Origin of the sequence: Pseudomonas sp. NPDC087804 (assembly GCF_044742965.1) — a bacterium.
GTDB classification, from domain to species: domain Bacteria; phylum Pseudomonadota; class Gammaproteobacteria; order Pseudomonadales; family Pseudomonadaceae; genus Aquipseudomonas; species Aquipseudomonas rustica.
Genome location: NZ_JBIUVN010000031.1, coordinates 17,857 through 43,167, shown reverse-complemented (window position 1 = coordinate 43,167; position 25,311 = coordinate 17,857). Strand labels below are relative to the sequence as shown.

Genomic DNA, 25,311 nt, shown 5'->3' with positions numbered 1-25,311 from the left:
CGGGGCGGCGGGGCGATCACGCTCCGCTGCACCTAATGGAGTGTTTATGGCAGTCAAAGTCCTGGTGGTGGACGATTCGGGTTTTTTCCGCCGCCGCGTCTCGGAAATTCTTTCAGCGGATCCGAGCATCCAGGTGGTCGGCACCGCCACCAACGGTAAAGAGGCCATCGATCAGGCACTGGCGCTCAAGCCGGACGTGATCACCATGGACTACGAGATGCCCATGATGGACGGCATCACGGCGGTGCGGCACATCATGCAGCGCTGCCCGACCCCGGTGTTGATGTTCTCCTCGCTGACCCACGAAGGCGCTCGGGTCACCCTCGATGCGCTGGACGCCGGCGCGGTGGATTTCCTGCCGAAGAATTTCGAAGACATCTCGCGCAATCCCGAGAAGGTCAAACAACTGCTGTGCGAAAAGGTGCACAGCATCTCGCGCAGTAATCGTCGTTTCAGTGCTTACAGTGCGCCGGCTCCAGTGGCTGCGCCTGCACCGACGCCTGCTCCGACTGCATCAAGTTTCAGTAGCCACAGCAGCAGCCACAGCAGCAGCGCTCCGGTGCGTCCAGCGCCTGTGCATGCGCCGGTTGCAACCCGTGCACCGGCCGCCAGCGCTTCGTCGCCAGCACCGAAACGCAAGGCTTACAAACTGGTTGCCATCGGCACCTCGACGGGCGGCCCGGTTGCGCTGCAACGGGTGTTGACTCAGTTGCCAGCGAACTTCCCGGCACCGATCGTGTTGATCCAGCACATGCCGGCGGCGTTCACCAAAGCGTTTGCCGAGCGTCTCGACAAACTCTGCCGCATCACCGTCAAGGAAGCCGAGGATGGCGACATCCTGCGTCCGGGGCTGGCGTTGCTGGCGCCGGGTGGCAAGCAAATGATGATCGACGGCCGTGGCGCGGTGAAGATTCTGCCGGGCGACGAGCGTCTGAATTACAAGCCGTGCGTGGACATCACCTTCGGTTCTGCGGCCAAGTCCTACGGTGACAAAGTTCTGGCGGTGGTGCTCACAGGCATGGGCGCCGACGGCCGTGAAGGCGCGCGTTTGCTCAAGCAGGGCGGCAGCTCGATCTGGGCGCAGGACGAAGCCAGTTGCGTGATCTACGGCATGCCGATGGCCATCGTCAAAGCTGACCTCGCCGACGCGGTGTACAGCCTGGACGAGATCGGCAAGCACATCGTCGAGGCGTGTATCTGATGGATGTTCTAAGCCTGATCGGGATCATCATGGCGTTCGTCGCCATCATCGGCGGCAACTACCTTGAGGGCGGCCACATCGGTGCGCTGGCCAACGGTCCTGCCGCGTTGATCGTCCTCGGCGGCACCGTCGGCGCGGCGCTGCTGCAATCGCCGATGAGCGCGTTCAAACGCGCCATGCAGATTCTGGCGTGGATTCTGTTTCCGCCCCGGGTTGATCTGGCCGGCGGCATCGACCGTGTCGTCAACTGGAGCCTCACCGCGCGCAAGGAAGGCCTGCTGGGTCTGGAAGGCGTGGCCGATGCTGAACCGGATAATTACTCGCGCAAAGGCCTGCAACTGCTGGTCGACGGTGCCGAGCCGGAAGCGATTCGCAGCATCCTCGAAGTGGATTTCTACACCCAGGAAGCGCGCGATATCGAAGCCGCGAAAGTCTTCGAAAGCATGGGCGGTTACGCGCCCACCATCGGCATCATCGGTGCGGTGATGGGCCTGATCCACGTGATGGGCAATCTGGCCGATCCGACGCAACTGGGCAGCGGTATCGCCGTCGCATTCGTCGCCACCATTTACGGTGTCGCCAGTGCCAACCTGGTGTTGTTGCCGGTGGCGGCCAAGTTGAAGGCAATCGCGTTGCGGCAGTCGCGTTATCGCGAAATGTTGTTGGAAGGGATCCTGTCGATCGCCGAAGGTGAAAACCCTCGCTCCATTGAGTTGAAGCTGCAAGGCTTCATGGATTAAGGGAATAACCTCATGGCTCGTCGTCGCCACCAGGAAGAACACGTCAACCACGAGCGCTGGCTGGTGTCCTACGCGGATTTCATCACCTTGCTGTTCGCGTTCTTCGTGGTGATGTACTCGATTTCGTCGATCAACGAAGGCAAGTACAAAGAAATTTCCGAAGCGCTGGTCGGTGTTTTCAAAGACTCCGACCGCGCGCTCAAACCGATTCCGATCGGTGATGAGCGACCGAAAACCACCACTCCGGCCAAGCCGCTGGTCAAGGATGCCGAGCAGATTGATGCCGGTATCGCCGGGGCTAGCGATCCGCTGAAAAGCATCTCCGATGACATCAGCGCCGCGTTCGGCGACTTGATTGCGTCCAACCAGATGACCGTGCGCGGCAACGAGTTGTGGGTCGAGATCGAACTCAATTCCAGCCTGTTGTTCGGCAGCGGCGACGCCATGCCGAGCGATATCGCGTTCAACATCATCGACAAGGTCGCGGCGATTCTGAAACCGTTCGACAACCCGATTCACGTTGAAGGCTTCACCGATGATCAACCGATCCGCACCGCGCAGTACCCGACCAACTGGGAGCTGTCCTCGGCGCGTTCGGCGAGCATCGTGCGCATGCTGGCGATGCAGGGTGTGAACCCTGGCCGGTTGGCGTCGGTGGGTTACGGCGAATTTCAACCGGTGGCGAACAACGCCACCGTTGAGGGCCGCGCGAAGAATCGTCGGGTGGTGTTGGTGGTGTCGCGCAATCTCGATGTCCGCCGCAGCCTGACGGGCACCGGGACGGCCAATGCGCAACCGGACGCCGCGTTGAAGCGCGCTGGCACACAAACTGCACCGACCCCGGTCAAGACGCCGGGACGCGAGAGTGCCGTCAATTCTCCGTCACCCGCATTAACACGCTGAGCTATGTCTCGGTCGAGCATATCGGCCGGGAGGAACGAACCGAATGAGAGTCTGGGCAGTCGCCAATCAAAAGGGTGGTGTCGGTAAAACCACATCTTCCATCGCTTTAGCCGGGTTGCTGGCCGAGGCGGGCAAGCGCGTGGTTGTGGTCGATCTCGACCCGCACGGCTCGATGACCAGCTATTTCGGCTACGACCCCGACAGCCTGGAGCACAGCAACTACGACCTGTTTCTGCACAAGGGCAGCGTGCCGCAAGGCCTGCCGGGGCAGTTGCTGTTGTCGACCAGTGACGAACGTATTTCGCTGTTGCCGTCGAGCACCGCGCTGGCGACCCTTGAGCGGCAGTCGCCGGGGCAGAGTGGTCTCGGTCTGGTGATCGCCAAGAGTCTGGCGCAACTGTGGCAGGACTTCGATTACGCGATCATCGACAGCCCGCCGTTGCTCGGTGTGCTGATGGTTAACGCGCTGGCCGCGAGCCAGCAACTGGTGATCCCGGTGCAGACCGAACACCTCGCCGTCAAAGGCCTGGAGCGCATGGTCAACACGCTGGCAATGATCAACCGTTCACGCAAACAGGCGCTGCCGTTCAGTATTGTGCCGACGCTGTTTGATCGCCGTACGCAGGCGTCGCTGGGTACTTTGCGCGTGCTGCGCGATAAATTTCCGGAAGAGATCTGGCAAGGTTACATCCCGGTCGATACGCGCCTGCGTGACGCCAGCCGTGCCGGAGTCACGCCTTCGCAATTCGACGGCAAGAGCCGTGGCGTTCTCGCTTACCGCGCGCTGCTCAAGCATCTGCTGGCGCAGCAACTTGTCGCGCAGGTGGCTTGAATGACTTTGACTTGTGTAGGAGCTGCCGCAGGCTGCGATCTTTTGATCTCGCTGTGTGGCCTCCTTGAAAAGAGCAAAAGATCGCAGCCTGCGGCAGCTCCTACAGAGGGCTGCGCATGAATCGGCCGGTGAAGCTGACTTCGCGTCCGCAGTTGGCGTTGCAGTCTTATCTGGAGGATTTACTCAATGATCTTCCGGAAGAACTGCCGGCGGTAGTCGAAGCGCAGCCTGAGGCGCTGGATGAGTTTCAGGCAGCCGTGCTGGAAGAGCAGGCGCGTGATGCGCAAAATGCTGCCGCACCGGTTGCCGCGCCTGCCGCGGCGCCTGTTGCCAAGGCCCCTGTGGCGTTGATTGAAGAAACGCGTGCGCCGGTTTCAACATTGGCGCCGTTGCTGCAAACACAACTGCTGACAGTGCCGGAACCCCCGGCGCCTGAGCCTGAGCCTGAAATTGAAGCGCCGGCGCCACAGACACTGATTCCGCCCGTGGTGGAAGTGCATCTGCCGCCAAGCAACACGCCGCCACCGGTCGAGACCGATGGCCGCCCGGCGTGGGCCGCGGATGCGTTCGAATGCCTGTTGTTCGACGTTGCCGGGCTGACCCTGGCGGTGCCGCTGGTGTGCCTCGGTTCGATCTATTCGCTGGCCGGGCAAGAGCTGACGCCGCTGTTCGGTCAGCCGGAATGGTTCCTCGGGATTCTGCCGAGTCAGGCCGGTAATTTGAAAGTCCTGGACACCGCGCGCTGGGTCATGCCGGATCGCTATCGCGATGACTTCCGTCAGGGCTTGCAGTACGTGATTTCGGTACAAGGTTACGAGTGGGGGCTGGCGGTGCATCAGGTCAGCCGCTCGTTGCGTCTGGATCCGAATGAAATCAAATGGAGAAGTCACCGGGGTCAGCGGCCATGGCTCGCCGGCACCGTGATTGAACACATGTGCGCCTTGCTCGATGTCGCTGCACTGGCCGAGTTGATCGCCAGCGGCGGGGCGAAGCACATGTCCGGCAGTAAGCCGAACCACAAACCGACATAACAGACAGTACCGGCGTACAAATGCCGGCGACGAAACATAAACCGCCACACGCGGTACTTCGAGGGGCTAGGGTATGAACGACAAGGCGACGGCGGCAAAGGGTTCTGAAGATCCGATCCTGCAATGGGTAACCTTCAAGCTGGACAACGAAACCTACGGCATCAACGTGATGCGCGTTCAGGAAGTGCTGCGCTACACCGAGATCGCTCCGGTGCCGGGCGCGCCGAGCTACGTGCTGGGCATCATCAACCTGCGCGGTAACGTCGTCACCGTGATCGACACCCGCCAGCGCTTCGGCCTGATGAATGCCGAGATCAGCGACAACACCCGCATCGTCATCATCGAAGCCGACAAGCAAGTCGTTGGCATCATGGTCGACAGCGTGGCCGAAGTGGTTTACCTGCGTCAGTCGGAAATCGAGACCGCGCCGAACGTCGGCAACGAAGAGTCGGCCAAGTTTATCCAGGGCGTGTGCAACAAGAACGGCGAGCTGCTGATTCTGGTCGAACTGGACAAGATGATGAGCGAAGAAGAATGGTCGGATCTGGAGAACATCTGATTGATTCTTGAAGTCGCGGTCATTGTCCTGTTCCTCTTCTGGGCAGGCACGCTGGCAATGTTTCTGGCGTACATCAAGGCGCAGAAACTAATCGCTGCGCAACAGGCCCAGGGCGATGCGCTGCGTGATCAGCGCATCAAAGACCTGGCCAAACGCGTCGACGACTACCAGAACGGCAACGTGCGCATGGGCGAAGCCCTGCACGAGCTGCGCTCGGTCGTCGCGCCGTTGCCGGACAAGCTTGTTGCACTGGAACAACGCGACCCGTCGAGCCTGTCATTCGCCCAAGCGGCGAAACTGGTGGGGATGGGCGCGAGCGTTGATGAACTGACTCAGTCATGCGGGTTGACCCAGGCTGAGGCGGAGTTGATGCGCAAACTGCATAAAGGCAGCTAGGAGCTTCGAGCTTTTAGCGGCAAGCAAGATCAAAAGATCGCAGCCTTCGGCAGCTCCTACAGAGATCTCATGTAGGAGCTGCCGAAGGCTGCGATCTTTTGCTTTGCGGGCCTAATAATCATCCCCGCGCTCGGTGATGTCCTTCTCCACCATCGGCGCCTCCGGATCCTGCCCTTCGGGGAATTTTCCCTTCAGATTCCACGCAAACGCGATGATCTCGGCGATCGTGCGGTACAGCTCCTCGGGGATGCTGTCGCCCAATTCCATCCGCGCCAACAAGCGCACCAACTCGGCGTTCTCGTAGATCGGCACCTCGCAGTCGCGGGCGATGCGCAGAATTTCTTCGGCCAGTTCGTCGTCACCTTTGGCGGTGAGGGTCGGGGCGTGGTTGCCGTCGTATTTGAGGGCGATGGCCTGGCGTGGGGCGGTGGAATCGTTCATGCGGTTTCGTCGACCCAGCGGTGTTCGAGGCGGGTTTGGTTGCCTTGCGGCGGCGTGCCTTGGTGGCAGTCGATATCGCCGACGTTGAGGCCGCGATCGAGCAGGCGCTGGCGCAGGGCGAACAGGTTATTTTCGATCAGGTCGGCGGTGTAGGCCCGTTCGGCCCACAGTTGGCCGGACAGGCTGCCGGCGATCAGTTGCGCCTGAATCTGCATTGGCCCGAGCGGTTCCATGTCGAACGCCAGATCGACGCGCCACAGTTGCTGCTTGGGTTCGCGTTCGTCACGACGCTCGTTCGGTTGAGGCTCCCGTTCCGGTGCCTCTTCACGCTGGAATTTGACCTGCAACGGCACGATGTCTTGCAGGTTGCGCATGGGAATTTCCAACTGCCAGGTGCTCAGCAAGCGACCATCATCGGTGACGCCGGTCTGTTCAAGACTCGACAGTTGATGGCTTTGCAGGCGCGACACAGCAGCGGCGGCGAGGCGCAGCAGATGCTCCAGATCTCCTTCGCCATCGAGACTTTGCAGCAGCCGATCGGGCAGGGGGAAGCTGCTTGGCAGCGGTTTCGCGCTGACCTGGCCGAGGGTGCCGAGGGCATTGCGGACGAAGCTCGGCAGCGCTTGCGCCAAGGTGTTGGCCGCAATGATCGCGTTGAAACTGGCGTTGCCCGGCGCTCCCGGCGACAGTTGCGCGATCAGTTTGAGCAGATCGGCTTTGATGTCCGGGGTCAGGGTTGGGTTCTGTCCGGTGAGCAGTTTGGCTTCGAGGAAGGCGCCGCTGTTGGCCAAGGCCAGCGCCACGCCTTTGGAAGTGGTCATTTGCTGCAGATCGGGGAGGCTGGCGAGCAGTTTGTCGACCGCCGCGCGCAAGTCCGCTGAAGTCTGATCGTTATCCGCCGGCAGATTTTGCAGTGCGTTCAGCAGACCGCTCAGAGACGCTTGGCGACTTTGCTGGCCGACCAGTTGCTGACTCACGGCCAGTTGTTCCTGTCGGCTGCTCAGGGGCAGGAATTTCAGGGTTTGCGCATCTTCCACCAACGCCGAGAGCAAGGTGCCGATGCGCAGCGGTTGCGGGCTGTCGATGGTCAGCGTGCTGCCGCTCTGCGCGGTGTTGAGCAAACTGACCAGCGAACGGAATACCGTCGCTTGCCCCGGCGTTTGCGGCAGTACCTGCGAAGTCAGGACTTTGCCTTGCAACAAAGTGCCCACGGGCAATTGCGACGTATCAATGCGGGTGAGGGCGGCGACGCTGCTGGCGATGGCCTGTTGCACGGTGATCGCCAGGTTGCCGGCCGAGGGTTGGGTGATCGCAATGCTGGTGCCTTGCAGCAATGGCAGATTGCTGGTCGCTTGCACGGTGGTCTGGCGACCGCTGTCCAGCGTCACTTTCAGCAACAATTGAAAGGTCTGATCCGCCTGCTTCAGCGACAACACCTCGGCCTTGGCACTCTGGCCGGCGCCGATCAAGCCTTCGACCGGCGTCAGCAGCTTGAGTAGCTCACCGACCTGCGGGCGAGCAGTCGCCGGTGTGGCCTGCGGGAGCGGGAGGATGTTCATTTCGCCTGTCATACAGTGAAACAACCTTTAGAAAATGCACTCTGGGGAGTCGGGCACGCCATGTATAATGCCGCCCGTCTTGCGATTCGTTCAAAAAAACATAGCAATTGTTTGACGCAGCTCTCTAGATCGAGCCGTCATTGCATTTATGCTGCATCTCTTTAACGGCCGCGCCAGAGCCGACTTGAACCGTATAAGGCCCGTGATCCCTTGACCAGTCCTGTCCTGCAAACTGTTGCCCTCGCGTGTGAACGTGACCTGCGGCTGCTCTTCGAGAATCTCGAATTGAGACTGGCCAGTGGCGATATGGTGCAAATCAGCGGTCCCAACGGCAGCGGTAAAACCAGTTTATTACGCCTGTTGGCCGGGTTGATGCAGCCGACCGACGGTCAAGTCCTGCTCAACGGTTTGCCGCTGACTGAGCAGCGCAGCGAACTGGCGCGCAACCTGTTGTGGATCGGCCATGCTGCCGGGATCAAGGATTTGCTGACCCCGGAAGAGAATCTTTCGTGGCTCTGCGCCCTGCATCATCCCGCCGAACGCGAGGCGATCTGGCAAGCGCTGGCAGCCGTAGGATTGCGCGGTTTTGAAGATGTTACCTGCCACAGCTTGTCCGCCGGCCAGCAACGCCGCGTGGCGCTGGCGCGGTTGTATCTGGACAGTCCGCCGCTGTGGATTCTCGACGAGCCGTTCACCGCCCTCGATAAACAAGGCGTGGCGCAACTTGAAGAACATCTGGCCAACCATTGTGAACATGGTGGCCTGGTGGTGCTGACCACGCACCACACGCTGAGCCGGATGCCGGCCGGTTATCGCGATATCGATTTGGGGAACTGGGCAGTATGAGTGTCTTCGGCCTGCTGGTTGCCCGTGAATCGCGACTGCTGTTTCGCCGCCCGGCGGAGCTGGCTAATCCGCTGATTTTCTTCGCCATCGTCATCGCTTTGTTCCCGCTGGCCGTCGGCCCAGAAACTCAAGTGTTGCAAAACCTGTCCCCGGGGTTAGTCTGGGTGGCGGCGCTTTTGTCGGTCTTGCTCTCGCTGGACGGGCTTTTCCGCAGTGATTTCGAAGACGGATCCCTGGAACAGTGGGTCCTTTCGTCGCACCCCCTGCCACTACTGGTATTGGCCAAGGTGCTGGCACACTGGCTTTTCTCCGGTCTGGCACTGGTTTTGCTCTCACCTCTGCTGGCGTTGATGCTCGGTTTGCCTGCCGCGTGTCTGCCGGTTTTGTTGCTGTCGTTGTTGCTGGGTACACCGGTGCTGAGCTTGCTCGGCGCGGTGGGCGCGGCACTGACGGTCGGTTTGAAACGCGGTGGCCTGTTGTTGGCGCTGCTGATTCTGCCGTTGTACATCCCGGTGTTGATCCTTGGCAGTGGCGCCTTGCAGGCCGCCCTCCAAGGCATGCCGGCGACCGGGTATCTGCTGTGGCTTGGTAGCCTGACCGCCCTGGCGATCACCCTGACACCTTTTGCAATAGCTGCTGGCCTGAAGATCAGCGTCGGCGAATAATGAGGTCTGATCAAAATTTGATCAGTAAAGACCCAAATGCCAGCTCACATCGATGAGCGGCACCCGTGATGGAAACAGTATGAACTGGACCTGGTTTCACAAGCTCGGCTCACCGAAGTGGTTCTACGGCATCAGCAGCAAGTTCTTGCCGTGGCTGAGCATCGCAGCGTTGCTGTTGATTGGCGTCGGCGTCGTTTGGGGCCTGGCCTTCGCGCCACCGGACTACCAGCAAGGCAACAGCTTTCGCATCATCTATATCCACGTGCCTGCCGCGATGCTCGCGCAGTCGATCTACGTGATGCTGGCGGTGTGCGGCATTGTCGGTCTGGTGTGGAAGATGAAACTGGCTGACGTCGCCCTGCAATGCGCGGCGCCGATCGGTGCCTGGATGACCGCCGTGGCGCTGGTCACCGGGGCGATCTGGGGCAAACCGACCTGGGGTTCGTGGTGGGTCTGGGATGCGCGGCTGACCTCGATGCTGATTCTGCTGTTCCTGTATTTCGGCGTGATTGCGCTGGGCAATGCCATCAGCAATCGCGACAGCGCCGCCAAGGCCTGCGCCGTGCTGGCAATCGTCGGTGTGATCAACATTCCGATCATCAAATACTCGGTGGAGTGGTGGAACACCCTGCACCAGGGCGCGACCTTTACCCTCACCGAAAAACCGGCGATGCCGGCCGAGATGTGGCTGCCGCTGTTGCTGACGGTGCTGGGTTTCTACTGTTTCTTCGGCGCCGTGCTGTTGCTGCGCATGCGCCTTGAAGTGCTCAAGCGCGAAGCCCGCGCCAGTTGGGTGAAAGAAGAAGTACAGAACAGTCTGGAGGCCGCTCGATGAGTTTTGCTTCATTCGGCGATTTTCTCGCCATGGGCCATCATGGCCTGTACGTCTGGTCGGCCTACGGCATCTGTCTGGCGGTACTGGCGCTTAACGTGGCGGCGCCGATCCTGGCCCGCAAGCGGTATCTGCAACAAGAAGCGCGTCGTCTGCGCCGGGAGAACGGCAAGTGAATCCGCTGCGCAAGAAACGACTGATCATTATTCTGGCCATTCTGGTCGGGGTCGGCGCTGCCGTCGGCCTGGCCCTTAGCGCCCTGCAGCAGAACATCAATCTGTTCTATACGCCGACGCAGATCGCCAACGGCGAAGCGCCGCAAGACACGCGCATCCGTGCCGGTGGCATGGTTGAGAAGGGCTCGCTGCAACGTTCACCGGACTCGCTGGACGTCAAATTCGTCGTCACCGATTTCAATAAATCCGTGACCATCACTTATCGCGGCATTCTTCCGGATTTGTTCCGTGAAGGGCAGGGCATCGTGGCGCTGGGCAAGATCAACGCTGATGGCGTGGTCGTCGCCGATGAAGTGCTGGCCAAGCACGACGAGAAGTACATGCCGCCGGAAGTGACCAAAGCCTTGAAAGACAGCGGTCAATCCGCCCCAACACCTGCGAAGGAGGGTTGATCCATGACGTCGGCGATTTTTATTCCTGAGTTGGGCCATCTGGCGATGATTCTGGCGCTGTGTTTTGCGCTGGTGCAGGCCGTGGTGCCATTGATTGGCGCCTGGCGCGGCGACCGGTTCTGGATGAGTCTGGCCCAGCCGGCCGCCTGGGGGCAGTTTGCGTTTTTGCTGTTCGCCTTCGGCGCCTTGACCTACGCGTTCATGGTCGACGACTTCTCCGTCGCTTACGTGGCGAACAACTCGAATACCGCGTTGCCGTGGTATTACAAATTCAGCGCCGTATGGGGCGCCCACGAAGGTTCGTTGCTGCTGTGGGCACTGATTCTTGGCGGCTGGACGTTCGCTGTGGCGGTGTTCTCCCGACAGTTGCCGCAAGTCATGCTCGCCCGCGTGCTGGCGGTGATGGGCATGATCAGCACCGGTTTCCTGTTGTTCCTGATCCTCACGTCCAACCCGTTCAAACGCATCCTGCCGCAAATGCCGAGCAACGGCGCTGACCTCAACCCATTGCTGCAAGACATCGGCCTGATCGTTCACCCGCCGATGCTGTACATGGGCTACGTCGGTTTTTCGGTGGCCTTCGCTTTCGCCATCGCCGCGTTGATGGGTGGTCGACTGGATGCGGCGTGGGCGCGCTGGTCGCGTCCGTGGACGATCGTCGCCTGGGCCTTCCTCGGCATCGGCATCACCCTCGGTTCGTGGTGGGCATATTACGAACTCGGCTGGGGCGGCTGGTGGTTCTGGGATCCGGTGGAAAACGCTTCCTTCATGCCTTGGCTGGTCGGCACCGCATTGATTCACTCGCTGGCGGTCACGGAAAAACGTGGCGTGTTCAAGAGCTGGACGGTGTTGCTGGCGATTGCTGCGTTCTCGCTGAGCCTGCTCGGCACCTTCCTCGTGCGTTCCGGCGTGCTGACTTCGGTACACGCGTTCGCCTCCGATCCTGAACGCGGCGTGTTTATTCTGATCTTCCTGTTGTTCGTGGTCGGTGGTTCGTTGACGCTGTTTGCGTTGCGCGCACCAGTGGTGAAGAGCCAGGTCGGCTTCAACCTGTGGTCGCGGGAAACCCTGTTGCTGGGCAACAACCTGGTGCTGGTCGTGGCCGCGTCGATGATCCTGCTTGGCACCCTCTATCCGCTGATTCTCGATGCGATCAGCGGCGCCAAGCTGTCGGTCGGCCCGCCGTACTTCAACGCGTTGTTCATTCCATTGATGGCGTTGTTGATGGTGGTGATGGCAATCGGCATGGTGGTGCGCTGGAAAGACACCCCGGTGAAATGGCTGGTGAACATGCTGACCCCGGTGCTGCTGGGTAGCGTGGTGCTGGCCGTGGTTGCCGGTATCGCTTATGGCGATTTCAACTGGGCGGTGATCGCGACCTTCCTGCTCGCCGCGTGGGTGTTGCTCGCCGGTGTGCGCGACATCGTCGACAAGACCCGTCACAAAGGCCTGATCAAAGGCTTGCCGACCCTGACCCGCAGCTATTGGGGCATGCAGATCGCTCACCTCGGCATCGCGGTTTGCGCGTTGGGCGTGGTGTTGTCGAGTCAGAACAGTGCCGAGCGTGACCTGCGTCTGGCGCCGGGCGAGTCGATGGATCTGGCCGGTTATCACTTCGTCTTCGAAGGCGCCAAGCACTTCGAAGGGCCGAACTTCACGTCTGACAAAGGCACCATCCGCGTCATTCGCAATGGCAAGGAAATCAGCGTGCTGCACCCGGAAAAACGTCTGTACACCGTGCAGAACTCGGTAATGACCGAAGCCGGGATCGACGCCGGTTTCACCCGTGACCTGTATGTCGCCCTCGGCGAGCCGCTGGATAACGGCGCGTGGGCCGTGCGCGTGCACGTCAAACCGTTCGTGCGCTGGATCTGGTTCGGCGGCTTGCTCACCGGTTTCGGTGGGTTGCTGGCGGCGCTCGATCGACGTTATCGGGTCAAGGTGAAATCCAAGGTGCGTGAAGCACTGGGCATGACGGGAGCGGCTGCATGAGACGTTGGTTGATGCTGGTGCCATTGGCGATTTTTCTGCTGGTGGCGGTGTTTCTGTATCGCGGTCTGTACCTTGATCCGTCTGAGCTACCGTCAGCGATGATCAACAAGCCATTCCCGGAGTTTTCCCTGCCGAGCGTGCAGGGCGACAAGACCCTGACCAAGGCTGACATTCTTGGCAAACCGGCGCTGGTCAATGTGTGGGGCACCTGGTGCATTTCCTGCCGGGTCGAGCATCCGGTGCTGAACAAACTCGCCGAGCGTGGCGTGGTGATCTATGGCATCAACTACAAAGACACCAACGCCGATGCCTTGAAATGGTTGAGCGAATTTCACAATCCATACGCGCTGGATATCCGTGACGACGAAGGTTCGCTGGGCCTGAATCTCGGTGTGTACGGCGCGCCGGAAACCTTCTTCATCGACGCCAAAGGCATCATCCGCGACAAATACGTCGGCGTGATCGACGAGCAAGTCTGGCGCGAAAAACTCGTGGCCAAGTATCAGGCGCTGGTCGATGAGGCCAAGCCATGAAGCGTTTTTTAGCTGCCGTGGTATTGGGTTTGAGTCTGGTTGGCGTGGCCCATGCCGCCATCGACACCTACGAGTTTGCCAAAGAAGGCGATCGCGAGCGCTTCCGCGAACTGACCAAGGAACTGCGCTGCCCCAAGTGCCAGAACCAGGACATCGCTGACTCCAACGCACCGATTGCCGCTGACCTGCGCAAAGAGATTTTCCGCATGCTCGGCGAGGGCAAGGACAACCAGCAGATCATCGACTTCATGGTCGATCGCTACGGTGATTTCGTCCGCTACAAACCGGCACTCAACGCCAAGACCGCGCTGCTGTGGTTCGGCCCGGCCGGTCTGCTGCTCGGTGGCTTCGTGGTGATCGCGGTGATCGTCCGCCGTCGTCGCGGACAACGCGCCGACACCCCGCAATCGCTGTCCACCGAAGAGCGTCAGCGCCTCGACCAACTGTTGGATAAAAACCAAGAATGATTGATTTCTGGCTTGCCGCAGGGCTGTTGCTTCTGGTCGCCCTGAGTTTTCTGCTGATCCCGGTTCTGCGTGAACGTCGCGCCCAGCGTGAAGAGGATCGTACTGCCCTGAACGTCGCGTTGTACGAGGAGCGCGTTGCCGAGTTGCAATCGCAACAGGCCGAAGGCGTGCTCGACGCGGCGCAAATGGACAGCGGTCGCGCGGAAGCGGCGCGTGAGTTGCTGGCCGATACCGAAGGGGTTGCGGCGCCACGGGTTTCCCGATTGGGCAAACCGTTGCCGCTGCTGGCCGCCGTGCTGGTTCCGGTGCTGGGGCTGGGCTTGTACATGCACTTCGGTGCCGTGGAAAAAGTTGAACTGACCCGCGAATTCGCCGAAGCACCGAAGTCGATGGAAGAGATGACCCAGCGTCTGGAGCGCGCCGTTGCCGCGCAACCGGATTCCGCTGAGGGCGTGTATTTCCTCGGCCGTACCTACATGGCTCAGGATCGTCCGGCGGACGCAGCGAAGATGTTCGAGCGCGCCGCCAATCTTGCCGGTCGCCAGCCGGAACTGCTCGGCCAGTGGGCGCAGGCGCAGTATTTTGCCGATGGCAAAAAGTGGTCGGACAAAATTCAGTCACTGACTGACGAAGCGTTGAAGGCTGATCCGAAAGAAGTCACCAGCCTCGGTCTGCTCGGCATCGCCGCGTTCGAAGGCGAGCGCTATCAGCAAGCCATCGATTACTGGAACCGTCTGCTCGCGCAATTGCCGCCGGACGACAATTCCCGTGCCGCGCTGGAAGGCGGAATCAAACGCGCCGCCGAACGTCTGGAAGCCAGCGGCGGCAAGGTCGCTCAGGCGCCCGCGCCGGCGAAAGCTGCGCTGTTGAAAGTCAGCGTCGATCTGGCCAGCGAGCTCAAAGGCAAAGTGCAACCGGGCGACAGCGTGTTCATCTTCGCCCGCGCCACCTCCGGCCCACCGGCACCGTTGGCCGCCAAGCGCCTGACCGTGGCGGATCTGCCGGTGACCGTCGAACTGGGCGATGCCGACGCAATGATGCCGCAGTTGAAACTGTCGAACTTCCCTGAAGTCCAACTGGTTGCGCGCGTGTCCCGTGCCGGCCAACCGACTGCCGGGGAATGGGTCGGTCGCAGCGGCCCTCTGGCCAGCAGCACCACCGCGCTACAAACACTGACCATCGACAGCCCGGACAAATAATCGGGCAAACAAGGAAAGCACCGCCATGCACACCATCGCCCGAATCACAGTCCTCACACTGGCCCTGGGCTTGAGTGCATGTGCGGTGCAACGCCCGGAACCGACGACCAACCTGCCGCCGATCCCGCCGTCGCAACCAAGCCCGCCCCCATCGACCTCGCCAACGCCGGGCAAAAGCATCCCGGCGAAACCGGCAAAACCCGTCCCGCGCACCTCGGCCAGCTTCGCCCCACCGCCGGGCGGCAACAGCCACTGGGATCAGAAACTCGGCGTCTACGTTCTCGACGACCAGACCAACACCTTCTACCGCCAGCGCACCTACTACCGCTGGAACAACGGCTGGAGCCGCTCGATCAGCCCCAACGGCCCGTGGGAAGACACCAACATCCACGGCGTGCCACCGGGACTGGGCAAGCAGTTCGGGGAGTAAATGAAAACGGCGATCCTCGGATCGCCGTTTTTTTTGTCTGCGTCATGCGCAAATCTTGAAGCGGATCGAGAAACCCTGTGGGAGCGGGCTTGCTCGCGAAAGTGGCGTGTCAGGTTAGTAAAGGTCGACTGACACGACGCCTTCGCGAGCAAGCCCGCTCCCACAGGGGGAGTTCTGATCGGAGATGCTTTTGATGCGATCAATCACATGTTGTAAAACAACCGGGCGTCGCTCTGAGCATTTCTGTGCTTGAGTAAAGGTAACTCTAGGGTTATTTTTAAAAGGCCAGGGCAAGGAGGCGGTTGGTGCAAAGCAGGCAATTGATCAAGGAGCTGGAGGAGGCGGGCTGGACGCTGGATCGGATCACCGGCAGTCATCACATTTTCACTCATCGCTATAACCCGAACACGATTCCCGTCCCTCATCCGAAGAAGGATTTACCGTTAGGGACGGTCAAGAGCATCAGGCGGCGTGCGGGCTTATACAACCCGTCAGTCAGTTACAAAGGAGATCCGTAATGCAATACCCAATCTGCATCGAATGGGGCGACGAGAACACTGCCATCGGTATTCAGATCCCCGATATTCCTGGCGCCGTGACGGCCGGGGATAGCTTTGAAGATGCCTACAATGCGGCCGTCGAAATTGCGCACATCATGCTGCAGGAGATTGCAGCAGATGGCGATGCTATTCCCATGCCGACCTCTGCCTCGGCGCACCGTAATAACTCGGAGTTCGCCGAGATGGGCTGGGGCATGCTCGAGCTGGATATCTCGCCGTATCTGGGCAAGACCGAGAAGGTCAACGTGACGCTCCCCGGTTACGTGATTCAGCGCATTGATCGTTATGTGCGCGAACACAACGTCAAAAGCCGCTCCTCCTTTCTGGCGGATGCGGCAATGGAGAAGCTGGCGCGGTATTAACCGTCCTCGTTCCCTCAGGCCCGGTGAGTGACCTGTGGGAGCGAGCCTGCTCGCGAAGCTTTTGCAGCTTACGCCGTGGCCAACGATCGACCTTGCGAAGCACTCAAAAACCGCAGCAACGCCAACAACGGAAACACACTCCCCACAATCACGATCCACAACCAGCCGCCATGTTCATACACCGCACTGGCCACCGACGAGCCGAACGCACCGCCGATGAAGATGCTGGTCATGTACAAGGCGTTGAGGCGGCCACGGCTTTTTGCATCCAGCGAGTAGACCGCGCGTTGGCCGAGCACCATGTTCATCTGCACGCAGAAGTCGAGTACCACGCCGGTTACGGCCAGGCCGATGACGCTGTAGGCGGGGTGGATGAAGGCGGGCAGGAAGCTCAGGCTGGCGAAGATCATGGCCAGCAGCGAGGCGATGCGGGTGTGGCCGGCGTCGGCCAGGCGCCCGCTGATGGGAGCGGCGATGGCACCGATGGCGCCGACCAGCGCGAAAATCGCGATCTCGCTTTGCGACAGACCATGGTTGCGCGCCAGTTCCAGCGGCACGGCCGTCCAGAACAGGCTGAACGTGGCGAACATGCAGCCCTGATAAAACGCACGTTGACGCAGCACCGGTTGTTGGCGCAGCAGCGTCCACAACGAGCCAAGCAGTTGGCCATACGTGGCGCTGTGATCCGGTTGGCGCTTGGGCACGGTCAGCGCCAACACCACGCTGATCGCCGCCATCAGTGCCGCAGCAATCATAAACATCGCCCGCCAGCCGAGGTGATCTGCAACCACGCTCGATACCGGTCGTGCTAACAGAATACCCAGCAACAAACCGCCCATGATCCCGCCGACCACACGGCCACGGGATTCCTCCGGAGCAAGGTGCGCCGCCAGAGGAATCAGAATCTGCACCGACACCGAACTGAAACCCACCAGCAACGAGATCAGCAGAAACACATTAGGCTGATCGGTAAACGCCGCCGCCAACAGGCTGGCAATCGCCACCACGGTGGTGATGATCATCAACCGACGGTTTTCCAGGAGATCCGCCAGCGGCACCAAAAAGAACAGGCCCAGCGCATAACCGATCTGCGTCAGCGAGACGATGAAACTGGCCATGGTGTCGCTCAGGCCAATGTCCGGCGCGATCAGGCCGATGATTGGCTGCGCGTAGTAGATGTTGGCAACGATGGCGCCGCAGCAGAAGGCGAACAGCAGCACCATGCCTCGGGTCATTGCGTGAGTCGTGGCGGTCATAGGGGTTACTCGATCCAGCGAAAGGAATGCGGTGAGGCTAAGGGACAAACCGAACGGGCAGAAGCAGCCTTCGGTTGATATCAGTTATTACGTCGGGTAATGACGGCCGTGGCCATTCTGGGCGAACCTTGCGTCCGACCGTTGAGGGCTGATGATACATTCACTTACATCTTCTTCGATAGCGTGCTTATGTTTGCATCGGCTTGTTCCACGTTGATCACCGGAGGAATGCAATGTTTCGTCAGACGCTTCGCCATACCGCAACGATTGTCCTGATCAGCCTGCTCGGCGCCGCCAGCGTGCAGGCCGCCGACGCACCGGGCATGCGCCTCGGCGTGCGCGGCGAGATCACCGGGGTCAGCCCGGACAGCTTGAAAGTCCACGTCAACAGCGGCGAGAACGTGGTGATTCAGTTGACCGGCGACACCAAGGTTCGCGCCGTTACCCTGGCCAACATCGAAGACATCAAACCCGGCAGCTACATCGGCTCGGCGGCGATGCCGCAGGAAGACGGCACGCTCAAGGCGCTGGAAGTGCATGTGTTTCCACCGGAGCTGGCGGGGAGTGGCGACGGTCATCGGCCGTTTGACCTGGCCAAGGGCAGCAGCATGACCAATGGCAGCGTCGGCGATCTGGTGGTGAGCAACGGGCGGGTGCTGACGGTGAACTACAAGGGCGGACAGCAGAAGATACTGGTGCCGGAGGATGTGCCGATTGTGAATCTGGTGCCGGGCGACCGGAGCTTGCTGAAGGTTGGGGTGAAGATCGTCACGTTCGTGACGCAGAGCGCGGATGGCACGCTGACGGCGCAATCCATCTCCGCCGGCAAGGATGGCCTGACCCCACCGATGTAGAAGCCCCTCACCCTAGCCCTCCCGAAACGTCGGACCGCCCAGAGGGAGAGGGGACTGATTGGGGGATGCTGAAGGAATACACCGACCTGAAATTGCATTGCCGAATCGACAATCGATAAGGTCTTTCAGGTCGATGTAACTCGCCAGACACCTCGGTCGGCCCCCTCTCCCTCTGGGAGAGGGCTGGGGTGAGGGTAAAGCGCCCACAAAAAAGGCGACCCTTGCGGATCGCCTTTTTCATGTCAGCTTAAACCTTACTGCCCGGTATAAATCTGATCGAAAACCCCACCATCATTGAAGTGAGTCTTCTGCACCGTACGCCAGTCACCGAAGGTCTTCTCAACCGAAAGGAAATCAACTTTAGGGAAACGATCGGTGTACTTCGCCAGCACCGCCGGATCACGCGGACGCAGGTAGTTTGCCGCCGCAATTTCCTGACCTTCCGGCGACCACAGGTACTTCAGATATTCATCCGCCGCCGCCCGTGAACCCTTCTTGTCGACGACTTTATCCACCACCGACACCGGTGGCTCAGCCTCGGCCGAAACGCTCGGGTAGATCACTTCAAATTGATCACGACCAAACTCGCGAGCAATCATTTCCGCTTCGTTTTCGAAGGTCACCAGCACGTCGCCGATCTGGTTGGTCATGAAGGTTGTGGTCGCGGCGCGGCCACCGGTATCCAGCACTGGCGCTTGCTTGAACAGTTTGCCGACAAACGCTTTAGCCTTGTTCTCGTCGCCGCCGTTCTTCAGCACATAACCCCAGGCCGACAGGTAGGTGTAGCGGCCGTTACCCGAGGTTTTCGGGTTTGGCACGATCACTTGCACGCCATCCTTGAGCAGATCCGGCCAGTCTTTCAGGGCTTTCGGGTTGCCTTTACGGACGATGAACACGGTGGCCGAGGTGAACGGCGCGCTGTTGTTCGGCAGACGGGTGACCCAGTTCTCCGGCACCAGTTTGCCGTTGTCGGCGAGGGCGTTGATGTCGGTGGCCATGTTCATGGTGATGACGTCAGCCGGCAGGCCGTCGATCACCGAACGCGCTTGCTTGCTCGAACCGCCGAAGGACATCTGCACGGTGATGTTTTCGTTGTGCTCGGCTTGCCAGTGTTTCTGGAACGCAGTGTTGTAGTCCTTGTAGAAATCACGCATCACGTCGTAGGAAACGTTGAGCAGCGTCGGGGCTGCCTGAGCGATGTTGGCCAAGGCCAGGCCGGCGGCGAGAAGTGAGGCGCCAAAGAGTTTTTTCACTGCGCATTCCTTGTTGTTTGCGTATGTGTCGGGGGGAGTGATGTTCAATTGCCACTGACTATAACGGGGTGCGCATAGTCGCTTAAAGATTAAAAAGCTCTTTGCTTATTCCACTTTCTTGAATAGCTGATTGCCGCACCGCGAGCAGAACGCCGCGCCGTGTTCGTGGCTGTTTTTCTTGCACACCGGGCAGTCGTGTTGCAGCTGTTCACCGCGCATGGCGTTGGCCAGTTCGGCGGTGAAAATACCGGTGGGCACGGCGATGATCGAGTAACCGGTGATCATCACCAGCGACGAAATCACCTGACCCAACGGCGTCTTCGGCACGATGTCGCCGAAGCCCACGGTGGTCAGTGTGACGATCGCCCAATAGATGCCTTTGGGAATGCTGGTGAAACCATGCTCCGGGCCTTCGATCACGTACATCAGCGTGCCGAACACCGTTACCAGCGTGCAGACGCTGACCAGAAACACGACGATCTTCTGCTTGCTGCCGCGCAGGGCTGACATCAAATAGTTGGCTTGTTTGAGGTACGGGCTGAGTTTGAGCACGCGGAAAATCCGCAGCATGCGGATGATCCGGATTATCAGCAGGTACTGCGCATCGCTGTAATACAGCGCAAGGATGCCGGGCACGATCGCCAGCAAATCCACCAACCCATAAAAACTGAAGGCGTAGCGCAACGGTTTCGGTGAGCAGTACAGACGCAGGATGTACTCGCCGAGAAAGATGATCGTGAAGCCCCACTCGATGTAGGCCAGCACATTCGCGTAGTTCTGGTGAATGCTGTCGATGCTGTCGAGCATCACGATCACCAGACTGGCGAGGATGATCAACAGCAAGATGCCGTCGAAGCGACGCCCGGCGAGGGTGTCGCTCTGGAAAATCATGACGTAGAGCCGTTCGCGCCAATTGTTGCTGCTGTCCATGGAAAACGCCTGAATCAAAGATCAGCGCAGCCTAGGTTGATTCTCACCGTGAGCGCAAGGCGCACGCTCGACCGACGCTTTGCCGAGCATCTGAATCCCGGCGCGGATCAGCCAGCCGGCGAGGATGAACGGCGCGGTCAAAGTGGCCAGGCCAACCGCTGCAAACAACGGCGTCACCAGCAGCGCGAGAACGATTCCGAGCAGCGGCAACCAAGGTTGTTGGCGTTGCGACGAGAAGGCGAGGGCGGCGAGCACGGCGTTGTAGCTGCCGATGCCGAGCAGCGCGACGCTGGTTTCGTGGTGCAGCAAACTGGAACCGAGGCCGATGGCCGACGCCAGCAGCGCCCAGCAAAACGCGCGGCGATCCGCGACCAGCAAACCGATGGCGATCAATGCGCCGGCCAGTGGATGACCGAGAAACATCACCTGGCCGAGGCCACGCAGTTCGGCGGCGAGCAGGTTCAGCGTGCTCATTTCGACGTGTGCCATCGGCGCCGACGGTTCGGCGAACAGCAGCAGAACCCAGCTTATTGCCACGAATGGCGAGGTGTAGGCCGGAATCGATCGGCTGCTGTAGACATGTTTGAGCCACTGCTGCGTGACCATCGCGCTTAAGCCACCAGCAGCGAGGATCAGCGGCGGCAGCATCGGCGACCACGGGAAATACAGGCTCAGCAGCAGACCGAGCAAGATGCCGTTGTAGCTGAACAGTCCAGCCTGGCGATCAGCCTTGGCGTAATTGCGGCGTTGCGCGGTGAGCAATCCGGCGACGGCACCGAGCAGCGCCCCGGCGAACAGCACCGGTGCGGTCAGCAGGATCGCCAACAGACACAGCAGGCCGCACAGCGGATGGCGCTGGAGGAATATTTGACTGAAACCGTTGAGCAAAGCCTCGGCCCAGTCGGGGCAGTGGGTGTTGAAATGATTGGCAGACATGGGCAGTTCATTCGGTACTGATCGTTCCCACGCTCTGCGTGGGAATGCCTCAAAGGACGCTCTGCGTCTGCTCTTGGGACGCAGAGCGTCCCGGGCCGCATTCCCACGCGGAGCGTGGGAACGATCATGGTGGGCGGTTAAATCAACGTTTCGATCCGCAGCGAGTTAGTCGATCCAGGCTGGCCAAACGGCACACCGGCAGTAATCAGCAGCGTGTCGCCACGCTCGGCCATGCCTTGGGCCTGGGCGATTTCCAGTGCGGTCGAGCAGACTTCGTCGACCTGACGCAGGCGATCGTTGACCACCGAGTGAATCCCCCACGCCACGCTCAGACGCCGCGCGGTTTGCAGATTCGGCGTCAGGTTGAGGATCGGCGCTTTCGGCCGTTCCCGCGCTGCACGCAGACTCGAGGTGCCCGACTCGCTGTAGTTGACCAGCACCGCCACCGGCAGCACGTTGCTGATGCGACGGATCGCGCAGCTGATCGCATCGGACACGGTCGCTTCAGCCTTCGGCCGGCTGACGTCGAGCTGGGTCTGATAATCCGGGCCGTTCTCAACCTGGCGGATGATCTTGCTCATCATCTGCACGGCTTCCAGCGGGTACTCGCCGGACGCAGTTTCCGCCGACAGCATCACTGCATCGGCACCTTCAGCCACGGCGTTGGCGACGTCAGTCACCTCGGCGCGGGTCGGGGCAGGGGAGAAGCGCATCGACTCCAGCATCTGCGTCGCCACCACCACCGGTTTGCCGAGTTCGCGGCAGGTGGTGATGATGTTTTTCTGGATCTGCGGCACGCTTTCGGCCGGCACTTCAACGCCAAGGTCGCCACGGGCCACCATGATCGCGTCGCTCAATTCCGCGATTTCACGCAGTTGTTCAACGGCGGAAGGCTTCTCGATTTTTGCCATCAAAAAGGCTTTGTCGCCGATCAACGCGCGGGCTTCGACGATGTCTTGCGGACGCTGCACAAACGACAGCGCGACCCAATCCACACCCAGCTCCAGACCGAAGCTCAGGTCGCGGCGATCCTTGGCGGTCAGCGGGCTGAGGTCGAGCACCGCTTGCGGCACGTTCACACCTTTGCGATCCGACAACTCGCCGCCGTTGAGCACGGTGGTGTCGATCGCATCGGCGTATTTGCTGACTACGCGCAGACGCAGCTTGCCGTCGTCGAGCAGCAGATCCATGCCCGCTTCCAGCGCTTCGATGATTTCCGGATGCGGCAGATTCACTCGGCGCTGATCGCCCGGTGTCGCGTCCAGATCGAGACGGAAGGCCTGACCGCGATGCAGTTGCACCTTGCCGTCAGCGAACTTGCCGACGCGCAGTTTCGGCCCCTGCAAGTCCATCAGAATGCCCAGCGGGTAGTTGAGCTGGCGCTCGACTTCGCGGATCCACTGATAGCGCTTGGCGTGGTCGGCGTGATCGCCGTGGCTGAAGTTCAGGCGGAAGATATTGACCCCGGCCTCGACCAGTTCACGGATCTCTTCGATGCCGTCGACAGCAGGCCCGAGGGTGGCGAGGATTTTTACCTTTTTATCAGGCGTCATGATTTGCAGCTCTCAAGGATCAGAATGGCGCGGAAGTCGTTGACGTTGGTGCGGGTCGGCTCGGTGACGATCAGCGCATCGAGCGCCTCGAAATAACCGTAGCCGTTGTTGTTATCCAGCTCGTCGCTGGCGCTCAAACCGAGGGCGGCGGCGCGGGCGTAGCTGTCCGGGGTCATGATCGCGCCGGCGTTGTCTTCCGAGCCGTCGATGCCGTCGGTGTCACCGGCCAGGGCATAGACGCCGGGCTGGCCTTTGAGATTTTCGGTCAGGCTCAGAAGGAACTCGGCGTTGCGTCCGCCACGGCCATTGCCGCGCACGGTCACGGTGGTTTCGCCGCCGGACAAAATCACGCACGGTGCTGCCAGTGGCTGACCGTGGTTGATGATCTGGCGGGCGATGCCGGCGTGGACTTTCGCCACTTCGCGCGACTCACCTTCGAGGTCGCCGAGGATCAGCGTGCTGAAGCCGGCCTGACGGCATTTCACCGCCGCCGCGTCCAGCGATTGCTGAGGACGGGCGATCAATTGGAAGTGGCTGCGCGCAAGACTCGGATCACCGGGTTTGACGGTTTCCGACTCAGGGCTTTGCAACCAGTTGCGCACCGAAACGGGAATCTCGATGCCGTAGCGTTTGATGATCGCCAGCGCTTCGGCGGAGGTGCTTGGATCGGCCACGGTCGGGCCGGAAGCGATGACCGTGGCGAGGTCGCCCGGCACATCGGAAATCGCGTAGGTATAAACAGTGGCAGGCCAGCAGGCCTTGCCGAGACGGCCGCCCTTGATCGCCGAGAGGTGCTTGCGCACGCAGTTCATCTCGCCGATGGTCGCGCCGGATTTGAGCAAGGCTTTGTTGATCGATTGCTTGTCGGCGAGGGTGATGCCTGCGGCCGGCAATGCGAGCAGGGCAGAACCACCGCCGGAGAGCAGGAAGATCACGCGGTCGTCTTCGCTCAGGTTGCTGACCAGTTCCAGTACGCGTTTGGCCACGGCCAGACCGGCAGCGTCCGGCACCGGATGCGCGGCTTCGACCACTTCGATTTTTTCGCACGGGGCGCCGTGACCGTAACGGGTCACCACCAGGCCAGACACGTCACCTTCCCAGCAATTCTCGACCACTTGCGCCATCGCAGCAGCGGCTTTGCCGGCACCGATGACGATCACCCGACCGGTACGATCGGCAGGCAGATGGGCTTCGAGGACTTGGTTCGGATGGGCCGCGTCGATGGCTGTGGCAAACAGCTCGCGCAGCAGTTGTTGCGGATCGACCGACATGGCGGGCTCCCGGAATTCTTGTTATTCGAAAGGGCAACTCGGAACCCTTGTGGGAGCGAGCCTGCTCGCGAAGGCGGTGTGTCAGCCAACATGGATGTTGAATGTGCAACCGCTTTCGCGAGCAGGCTCGCTCCCACAGGGTTTTGTGCAGGGCTTATTTGTTGTCGCGAATCGAGAAGTTGGCCATGTGCTCCAGACCTTTGATCAGCGCCGAGTGATCCCAGTTGCTGCCACCGATCGCTGCGCAGGTGCTGAACACTTGCTGGGCGTTGGCGGTGTTTGGCAGGTTGATGTTCAGCTCTTTCGCGCCTTGCAGGGCCAGGTTCAGGTCTTTCTGGTGCAGGCTGATGCGGAAGCCTGGATCGAAAGTGCCTTTGATCATGCGCTCGCCGTGCACTTCAAGGATCTTCGAGGACGCGAAACCGCCCATCAGTGCTTCACGCACCTTGGCGGGATCAGCGCCGTTTTTCGAAGCGAACAGCAGGGCTTCAGCGACGGCCTGAATGTTCAGGGCAACGATGATCTGGTTGGCGACTTTGGCGGTTTGACCGTCGCCATTGCCACCGACCAGGGTGATGTTTTTGCCCATGGCCTGGAACAGTGGCAGCGCGCGTTCGAAGGCATCGGCGTCGCCACCGATCATGATGCTCAGGGTCGCCGCTTTGGCGCCGACTTCACCACCGGATACCGGTGCGTCGAGGTATTGCGCGCCTTTCTCGTTGATCTTCGCCGCGAAGGCCTTGGTGGCGGTCGGCGAGATCGAGCTCATGTCGATCACGATTTTGCCTTTGCTCAGGCCAGCGGCAACGCCGTCAGCGCGGAACAGTACGTCGTCTACCTGCGGGGTATCCGGCACCATGACGATGATGAATTCAGCTTCCTGCGCGACTTCGCGCGGGTTGGCCAGGGCGACGGCGCCAGCGGCAACCAGATCGGCCGGGGCGGCGTCGTGGTGCGCCGACAGGAACAGGCTGTGACCGGCTTTCTGCAGGTTCGAAGCCATTGGGTGGCCCATGATGCCGGTGCCGATAAATCCGATTTTAGCCATGAGAAAATCCTCTTGTTTTTGTCTTGCTCAAGCA

General features: G+C 60.6%; 29 protein-coding genes. 20 read left to right on the top strand and 9 right to left on the bottom strand.

The annotated features are described in order from the left end of the window. Positions 1–46 precede the first annotated feature (46 nt). From ACIOMO_RS24580 to ACIOMO_RS24550, 7 genes are all read left to right on the top strand, one after another. The gene (locus ACIOMO_RS24580; RefSeq protein ID WP_401244072.1) at positions 47–1,201 is read left to right on the top strand and encodes a chemotaxis response regulator protein-glutamate methylesterase; all 1,155 of its coding nucleotides are present in this window, start codon (positions 47–49) and stop codon (positions 1,199–1,201) included. Beyond that, positions 1,201–1,941 carry a flagellar motor protein gene (locus ACIOMO_RS24575; protein WP_159812660.1) on the top strand — a complete coding sequence of 247 codons (741 nt, stop codon included), beginning with the start codon at positions 1,201–1,203 and terminating at the stop codon, positions 1,939–1,941. Before ACIOMO_RS24580 ends, ACIOMO_RS24575 begins: the two co-directional genes overlap by 1 nt. A 12-nt stretch (positions 1,942–1,953) precedes the next feature. Beyond that, positions 1,954–2,844 carry a flagellar motor protein MotD gene (gene motD, locus ACIOMO_RS24570; RefSeq protein WP_053118407.1) on the top strand — a complete coding sequence of 297 codons (891 nt, stop codon included), beginning with the start codon at positions 1,954–1,956 and terminating at the stop codon, positions 2,842–2,844. 43 nt (positions 2,845–2,887) lie between these two features. Beyond that, on the top strand, positions 2,888–3,676 hold the full coding sequence (locus ACIOMO_RS24565) for a ParA family protein (protein WP_053118409.1): 789 nt from the start codon (positions 2,888–2,890) through the stop codon (positions 3,674–3,676). 116 nt (positions 3,677–3,792) lie between these two features. Continuing rightward, positions 3,793–4,707, top strand: coding sequence for a CheW domain-containing protein (locus ACIOMO_RS24560; protein ID WP_401244069.1), 915 nt, complete (start codon positions 3,793–3,795; stop codon positions 4,705–4,707). Between the two features lie 73 nt (positions 4,708–4,780). After that, positions 4,781–5,266 carry a chemotaxis protein CheW gene (locus ACIOMO_RS24555; RefSeq protein WP_053118413.1) on the top strand — a complete coding sequence of 162 codons (486 nt, stop codon included), beginning with the start codon at positions 4,781–4,783 and terminating at the stop codon, positions 5,264–5,266. Next, positions 5,267–5,662 carry a DUF2802 domain-containing protein gene (locus tag ACIOMO_RS24550; protein ID WP_053118414.1) on the top strand — a complete coding sequence of 132 codons (396 nt, stop codon included), beginning with the start codon at positions 5,267–5,269 and terminating at the stop codon, positions 5,660–5,662. Between the two features lie 111 nt (positions 5,663–5,773). On the opposite strand, the gene ACIOMO_RS24545 is transcribed toward ACIOMO_RS24550, so the two are convergent. Both ACIOMO_RS24545 and ACIOMO_RS24540 read right to left on the bottom strand, forming a co-directional pair. Beyond that, positions 5,774–6,103, bottom strand: coding sequence for an EscU/YscU/HrcU family type III secretion system export apparatus switch protein (locus ACIOMO_RS24545; RefSeq protein WP_212544236.1), 330 nt, complete (start codon positions 6,101–6,103; stop codon positions 5,774–5,776). After that, positions 6,100–7,674 carry a flagellar hook-length control protein FliK gene (locus tag ACIOMO_RS24540; RefSeq protein ID WP_401244066.1) on the bottom strand — a complete coding sequence of 525 codons (1,575 nt, stop codon included), beginning with the start codon at positions 7,672–7,674 and terminating at the stop codon, positions 6,100–6,102. Before ACIOMO_RS24540 ends, ACIOMO_RS24545 begins: the two co-directional genes overlap by 4 nt. 198 nt (positions 7,675–7,872) lie before the next feature. On the opposite strand from ACIOMO_RS24540, the gene ccmA reads away from it, so the two are divergent. From ccmA to ACIOMO_RS24480, 12 genes are all read left to right on the top strand, one after another. Then, positions 7,873–8,508: a cytochrome c biogenesis heme-transporting ATPase CcmA gene (ccmA, locus tag ACIOMO_RS24535; protein ID WP_401244064.1), complete on the top strand. Its 636-nt coding sequence runs from the start codon at positions 7,873–7,875 to the stop codon at positions 8,506–8,508. Then, positions 8,505–9,173, top strand: a complete 669-nt coding sequence (gene ccmB / locus ACIOMO_RS24530; RefSeq protein WP_007919970.1) for a heme exporter protein CcmB — start codon at positions 8,505–8,507, stop codon at positions 9,171–9,173. Before ccmA ends, ccmB begins: the two co-directional genes overlap by 4 nt. Positions 9,174–9,252: 79 nt before the next feature. Then, on the top strand, positions 9,253–10,008 hold the full coding sequence (locus ACIOMO_RS24525) for a heme ABC transporter permease (protein WP_053118423.1): 756 nt from the start codon (positions 9,253–9,255) through the stop codon (positions 10,006–10,008). Then, complete coding sequence (gene ccmD / locus ACIOMO_RS24520) at positions 10,005–10,181, top strand: heme exporter protein CcmD (protein WP_008055370.1); 177 nt, start codon at positions 10,005–10,007, stop codon at positions 10,179–10,181. Before ACIOMO_RS24525 ends, ccmD begins: the two co-directional genes overlap by 4 nt. After that, a complete protein-coding gene (gene ccmE, locus ACIOMO_RS24515) occupies positions 10,178–10,633 on the top strand; it encodes a cytochrome c maturation protein CcmE (protein WP_053118425.1) in 456 nt (151 codons plus the stop codon). The genes ccmD and ccmE overlap by 4 nt, the downstream gene beginning before the upstream one ends. Before the next feature lie 3 nt (positions 10,634–10,636). Then, complete coding sequence (locus tag ACIOMO_RS24510) at positions 10,637–12,625, top strand: heme lyase CcmF/NrfE family subunit (protein ID WP_401244061.1); 1,989 nt, start codon at positions 10,637–10,639, stop codon at positions 12,623–12,625. Further along, positions 12,622–13,158 (top strand): DsbE family thiol:disulfide interchange protein, encoded by a 537-nt coding sequence (locus ACIOMO_RS24505; RefSeq protein WP_401244059.1) that lies wholly within the window; start codon positions 12,622–12,624, stop codon positions 13,156–13,158. Before ACIOMO_RS24510 ends, ACIOMO_RS24505 begins: the two co-directional genes overlap by 4 nt. Then, positions 13,155–13,625, top strand: coding sequence for a cytochrome c-type biogenesis protein (locus ACIOMO_RS24500; protein WP_212544240.1), 471 nt, complete (start codon positions 13,155–13,157; stop codon positions 13,623–13,625). The genes ACIOMO_RS24505 and ACIOMO_RS24500 overlap by 4 nt, the downstream gene beginning before the upstream one ends. Beyond that, positions 13,622–14,824 carry a c-type cytochrome biogenesis protein CcmI gene (gene ccmI / locus ACIOMO_RS24495; RefSeq protein ID WP_401244057.1) on the top strand — a complete coding sequence of 401 codons (1,203 nt, stop codon included), beginning with the start codon at positions 13,622–13,624 and terminating at the stop codon, positions 14,822–14,824. The genes ACIOMO_RS24500 and ccmI overlap by 4 nt, the downstream gene beginning before the upstream one ends. A gap of 25 nt (positions 14,825–14,849) precedes the next feature. Continuing rightward, positions 14,850–15,254, top strand: coding sequence for a hypothetical protein (locus ACIOMO_RS24490; RefSeq protein ID WP_401244055.1), 405 nt, complete (start codon positions 14,850–14,852; stop codon positions 15,252–15,254). Between the two features lie 305 nt (positions 15,255–15,559). After that, positions 15,560–15,772 (top strand): type II toxin-antitoxin system HicA family toxin, encoded by a 213-nt coding sequence (locus ACIOMO_RS24485; protein WP_053118442.1) that lies wholly within the window; start codon positions 15,560–15,562, stop codon positions 15,770–15,772. Continuing rightward, on the top strand, positions 15,772–16,176 hold the full coding sequence (locus ACIOMO_RS24480) for a type II toxin-antitoxin system HicB family antitoxin (RefSeq protein WP_401244053.1): 405 nt from the start codon (positions 15,772–15,774) through the stop codon (positions 16,174–16,176). Before ACIOMO_RS24485 ends, ACIOMO_RS24480 begins: the two co-directional genes overlap by 1 nt. 68 nt (positions 16,177–16,244) lie before the next feature. Here ACIOMO_RS24480 and ACIOMO_RS24475 read toward each other — a convergent pair whose 3' ends face one another. Then, positions 16,245–17,432 (bottom strand): MFS transporter, encoded by a 1,188-nt coding sequence (locus ACIOMO_RS24475; RefSeq protein WP_053118445.1) that lies wholly within the window; start codon positions 17,430–17,432, stop codon positions 16,245–16,247. 233 nt (positions 17,433–17,665) lie between these two features. Between ACIOMO_RS24475 and ACIOMO_RS24470 the strand changes: the two genes are divergently transcribed. Continuing rightward, complete coding sequence (locus ACIOMO_RS24470) at positions 17,666–18,286, top strand: hypothetical protein (RefSeq protein WP_401244051.1); 621 nt, start codon at positions 17,666–17,668, stop codon at positions 18,284–18,286. A 254-nt stretch (positions 18,287–18,540) separates the two neighbouring features. On the opposite strand, the gene ACIOMO_RS24465 is transcribed toward ACIOMO_RS24470, so the two are convergent. From ACIOMO_RS24465 to ACIOMO_RS24440, 6 genes are all read right to left on the bottom strand, one after another. Then, positions 18,541–19,539 carry a sulfate ABC transporter substrate-binding protein gene (locus ACIOMO_RS24465; protein WP_053118449.1) on the bottom strand — a complete coding sequence of 333 codons (999 nt, stop codon included), beginning with the start codon at positions 19,537–19,539 and terminating at the stop codon, positions 18,541–18,543. Between the two features lie 105 nt (positions 19,540–19,644). Beyond that, positions 19,645–20,469 carry an ion transporter gene (locus ACIOMO_RS24460; protein ID WP_159812675.1) on the bottom strand — a complete coding sequence of 275 codons (825 nt, stop codon included), beginning with the start codon at positions 20,467–20,469 and terminating at the stop codon, positions 19,645–19,647. 21 nt (positions 20,470–20,490) lie between these two features. Continuing rightward, positions 20,491–21,405, bottom strand: a complete 915-nt coding sequence (locus ACIOMO_RS24455; RefSeq protein ID WP_401244049.1) for an urea transporter — start codon at positions 21,403–21,405, stop codon at positions 20,491–20,493. Between the two features lie 137 nt (positions 21,406–21,542). Continuing rightward, positions 21,543–22,958: a pyruvate kinase gene (gene pyk, locus ACIOMO_RS24450; protein ID WP_053118455.1), complete on the bottom strand. Its 1,416-nt coding sequence runs from the start codon at positions 22,956–22,958 to the stop codon at positions 21,543–21,545. Next, entirely contained in the window at positions 22,955–24,229 is a 1,275-nt protein-coding gene (locus ACIOMO_RS24445; RefSeq protein WP_401244047.1) for a glycerate kinase, read from the bottom strand. The genes pyk and ACIOMO_RS24445 overlap by 4 nt, the downstream gene beginning before the upstream one ends. A 154-nt stretch (positions 24,230–24,383) precedes the next feature. After that, positions 24,384–25,277: a 2-hydroxy-3-oxopropionate reductase gene (locus ACIOMO_RS24440; RefSeq protein WP_007919937.1), complete on the bottom strand. Its 894-nt coding sequence runs from the start codon at positions 25,275–25,277 to the stop codon at positions 24,384–24,386. Positions 25,278–25,311: the final 34 nt, after the last annotated feature.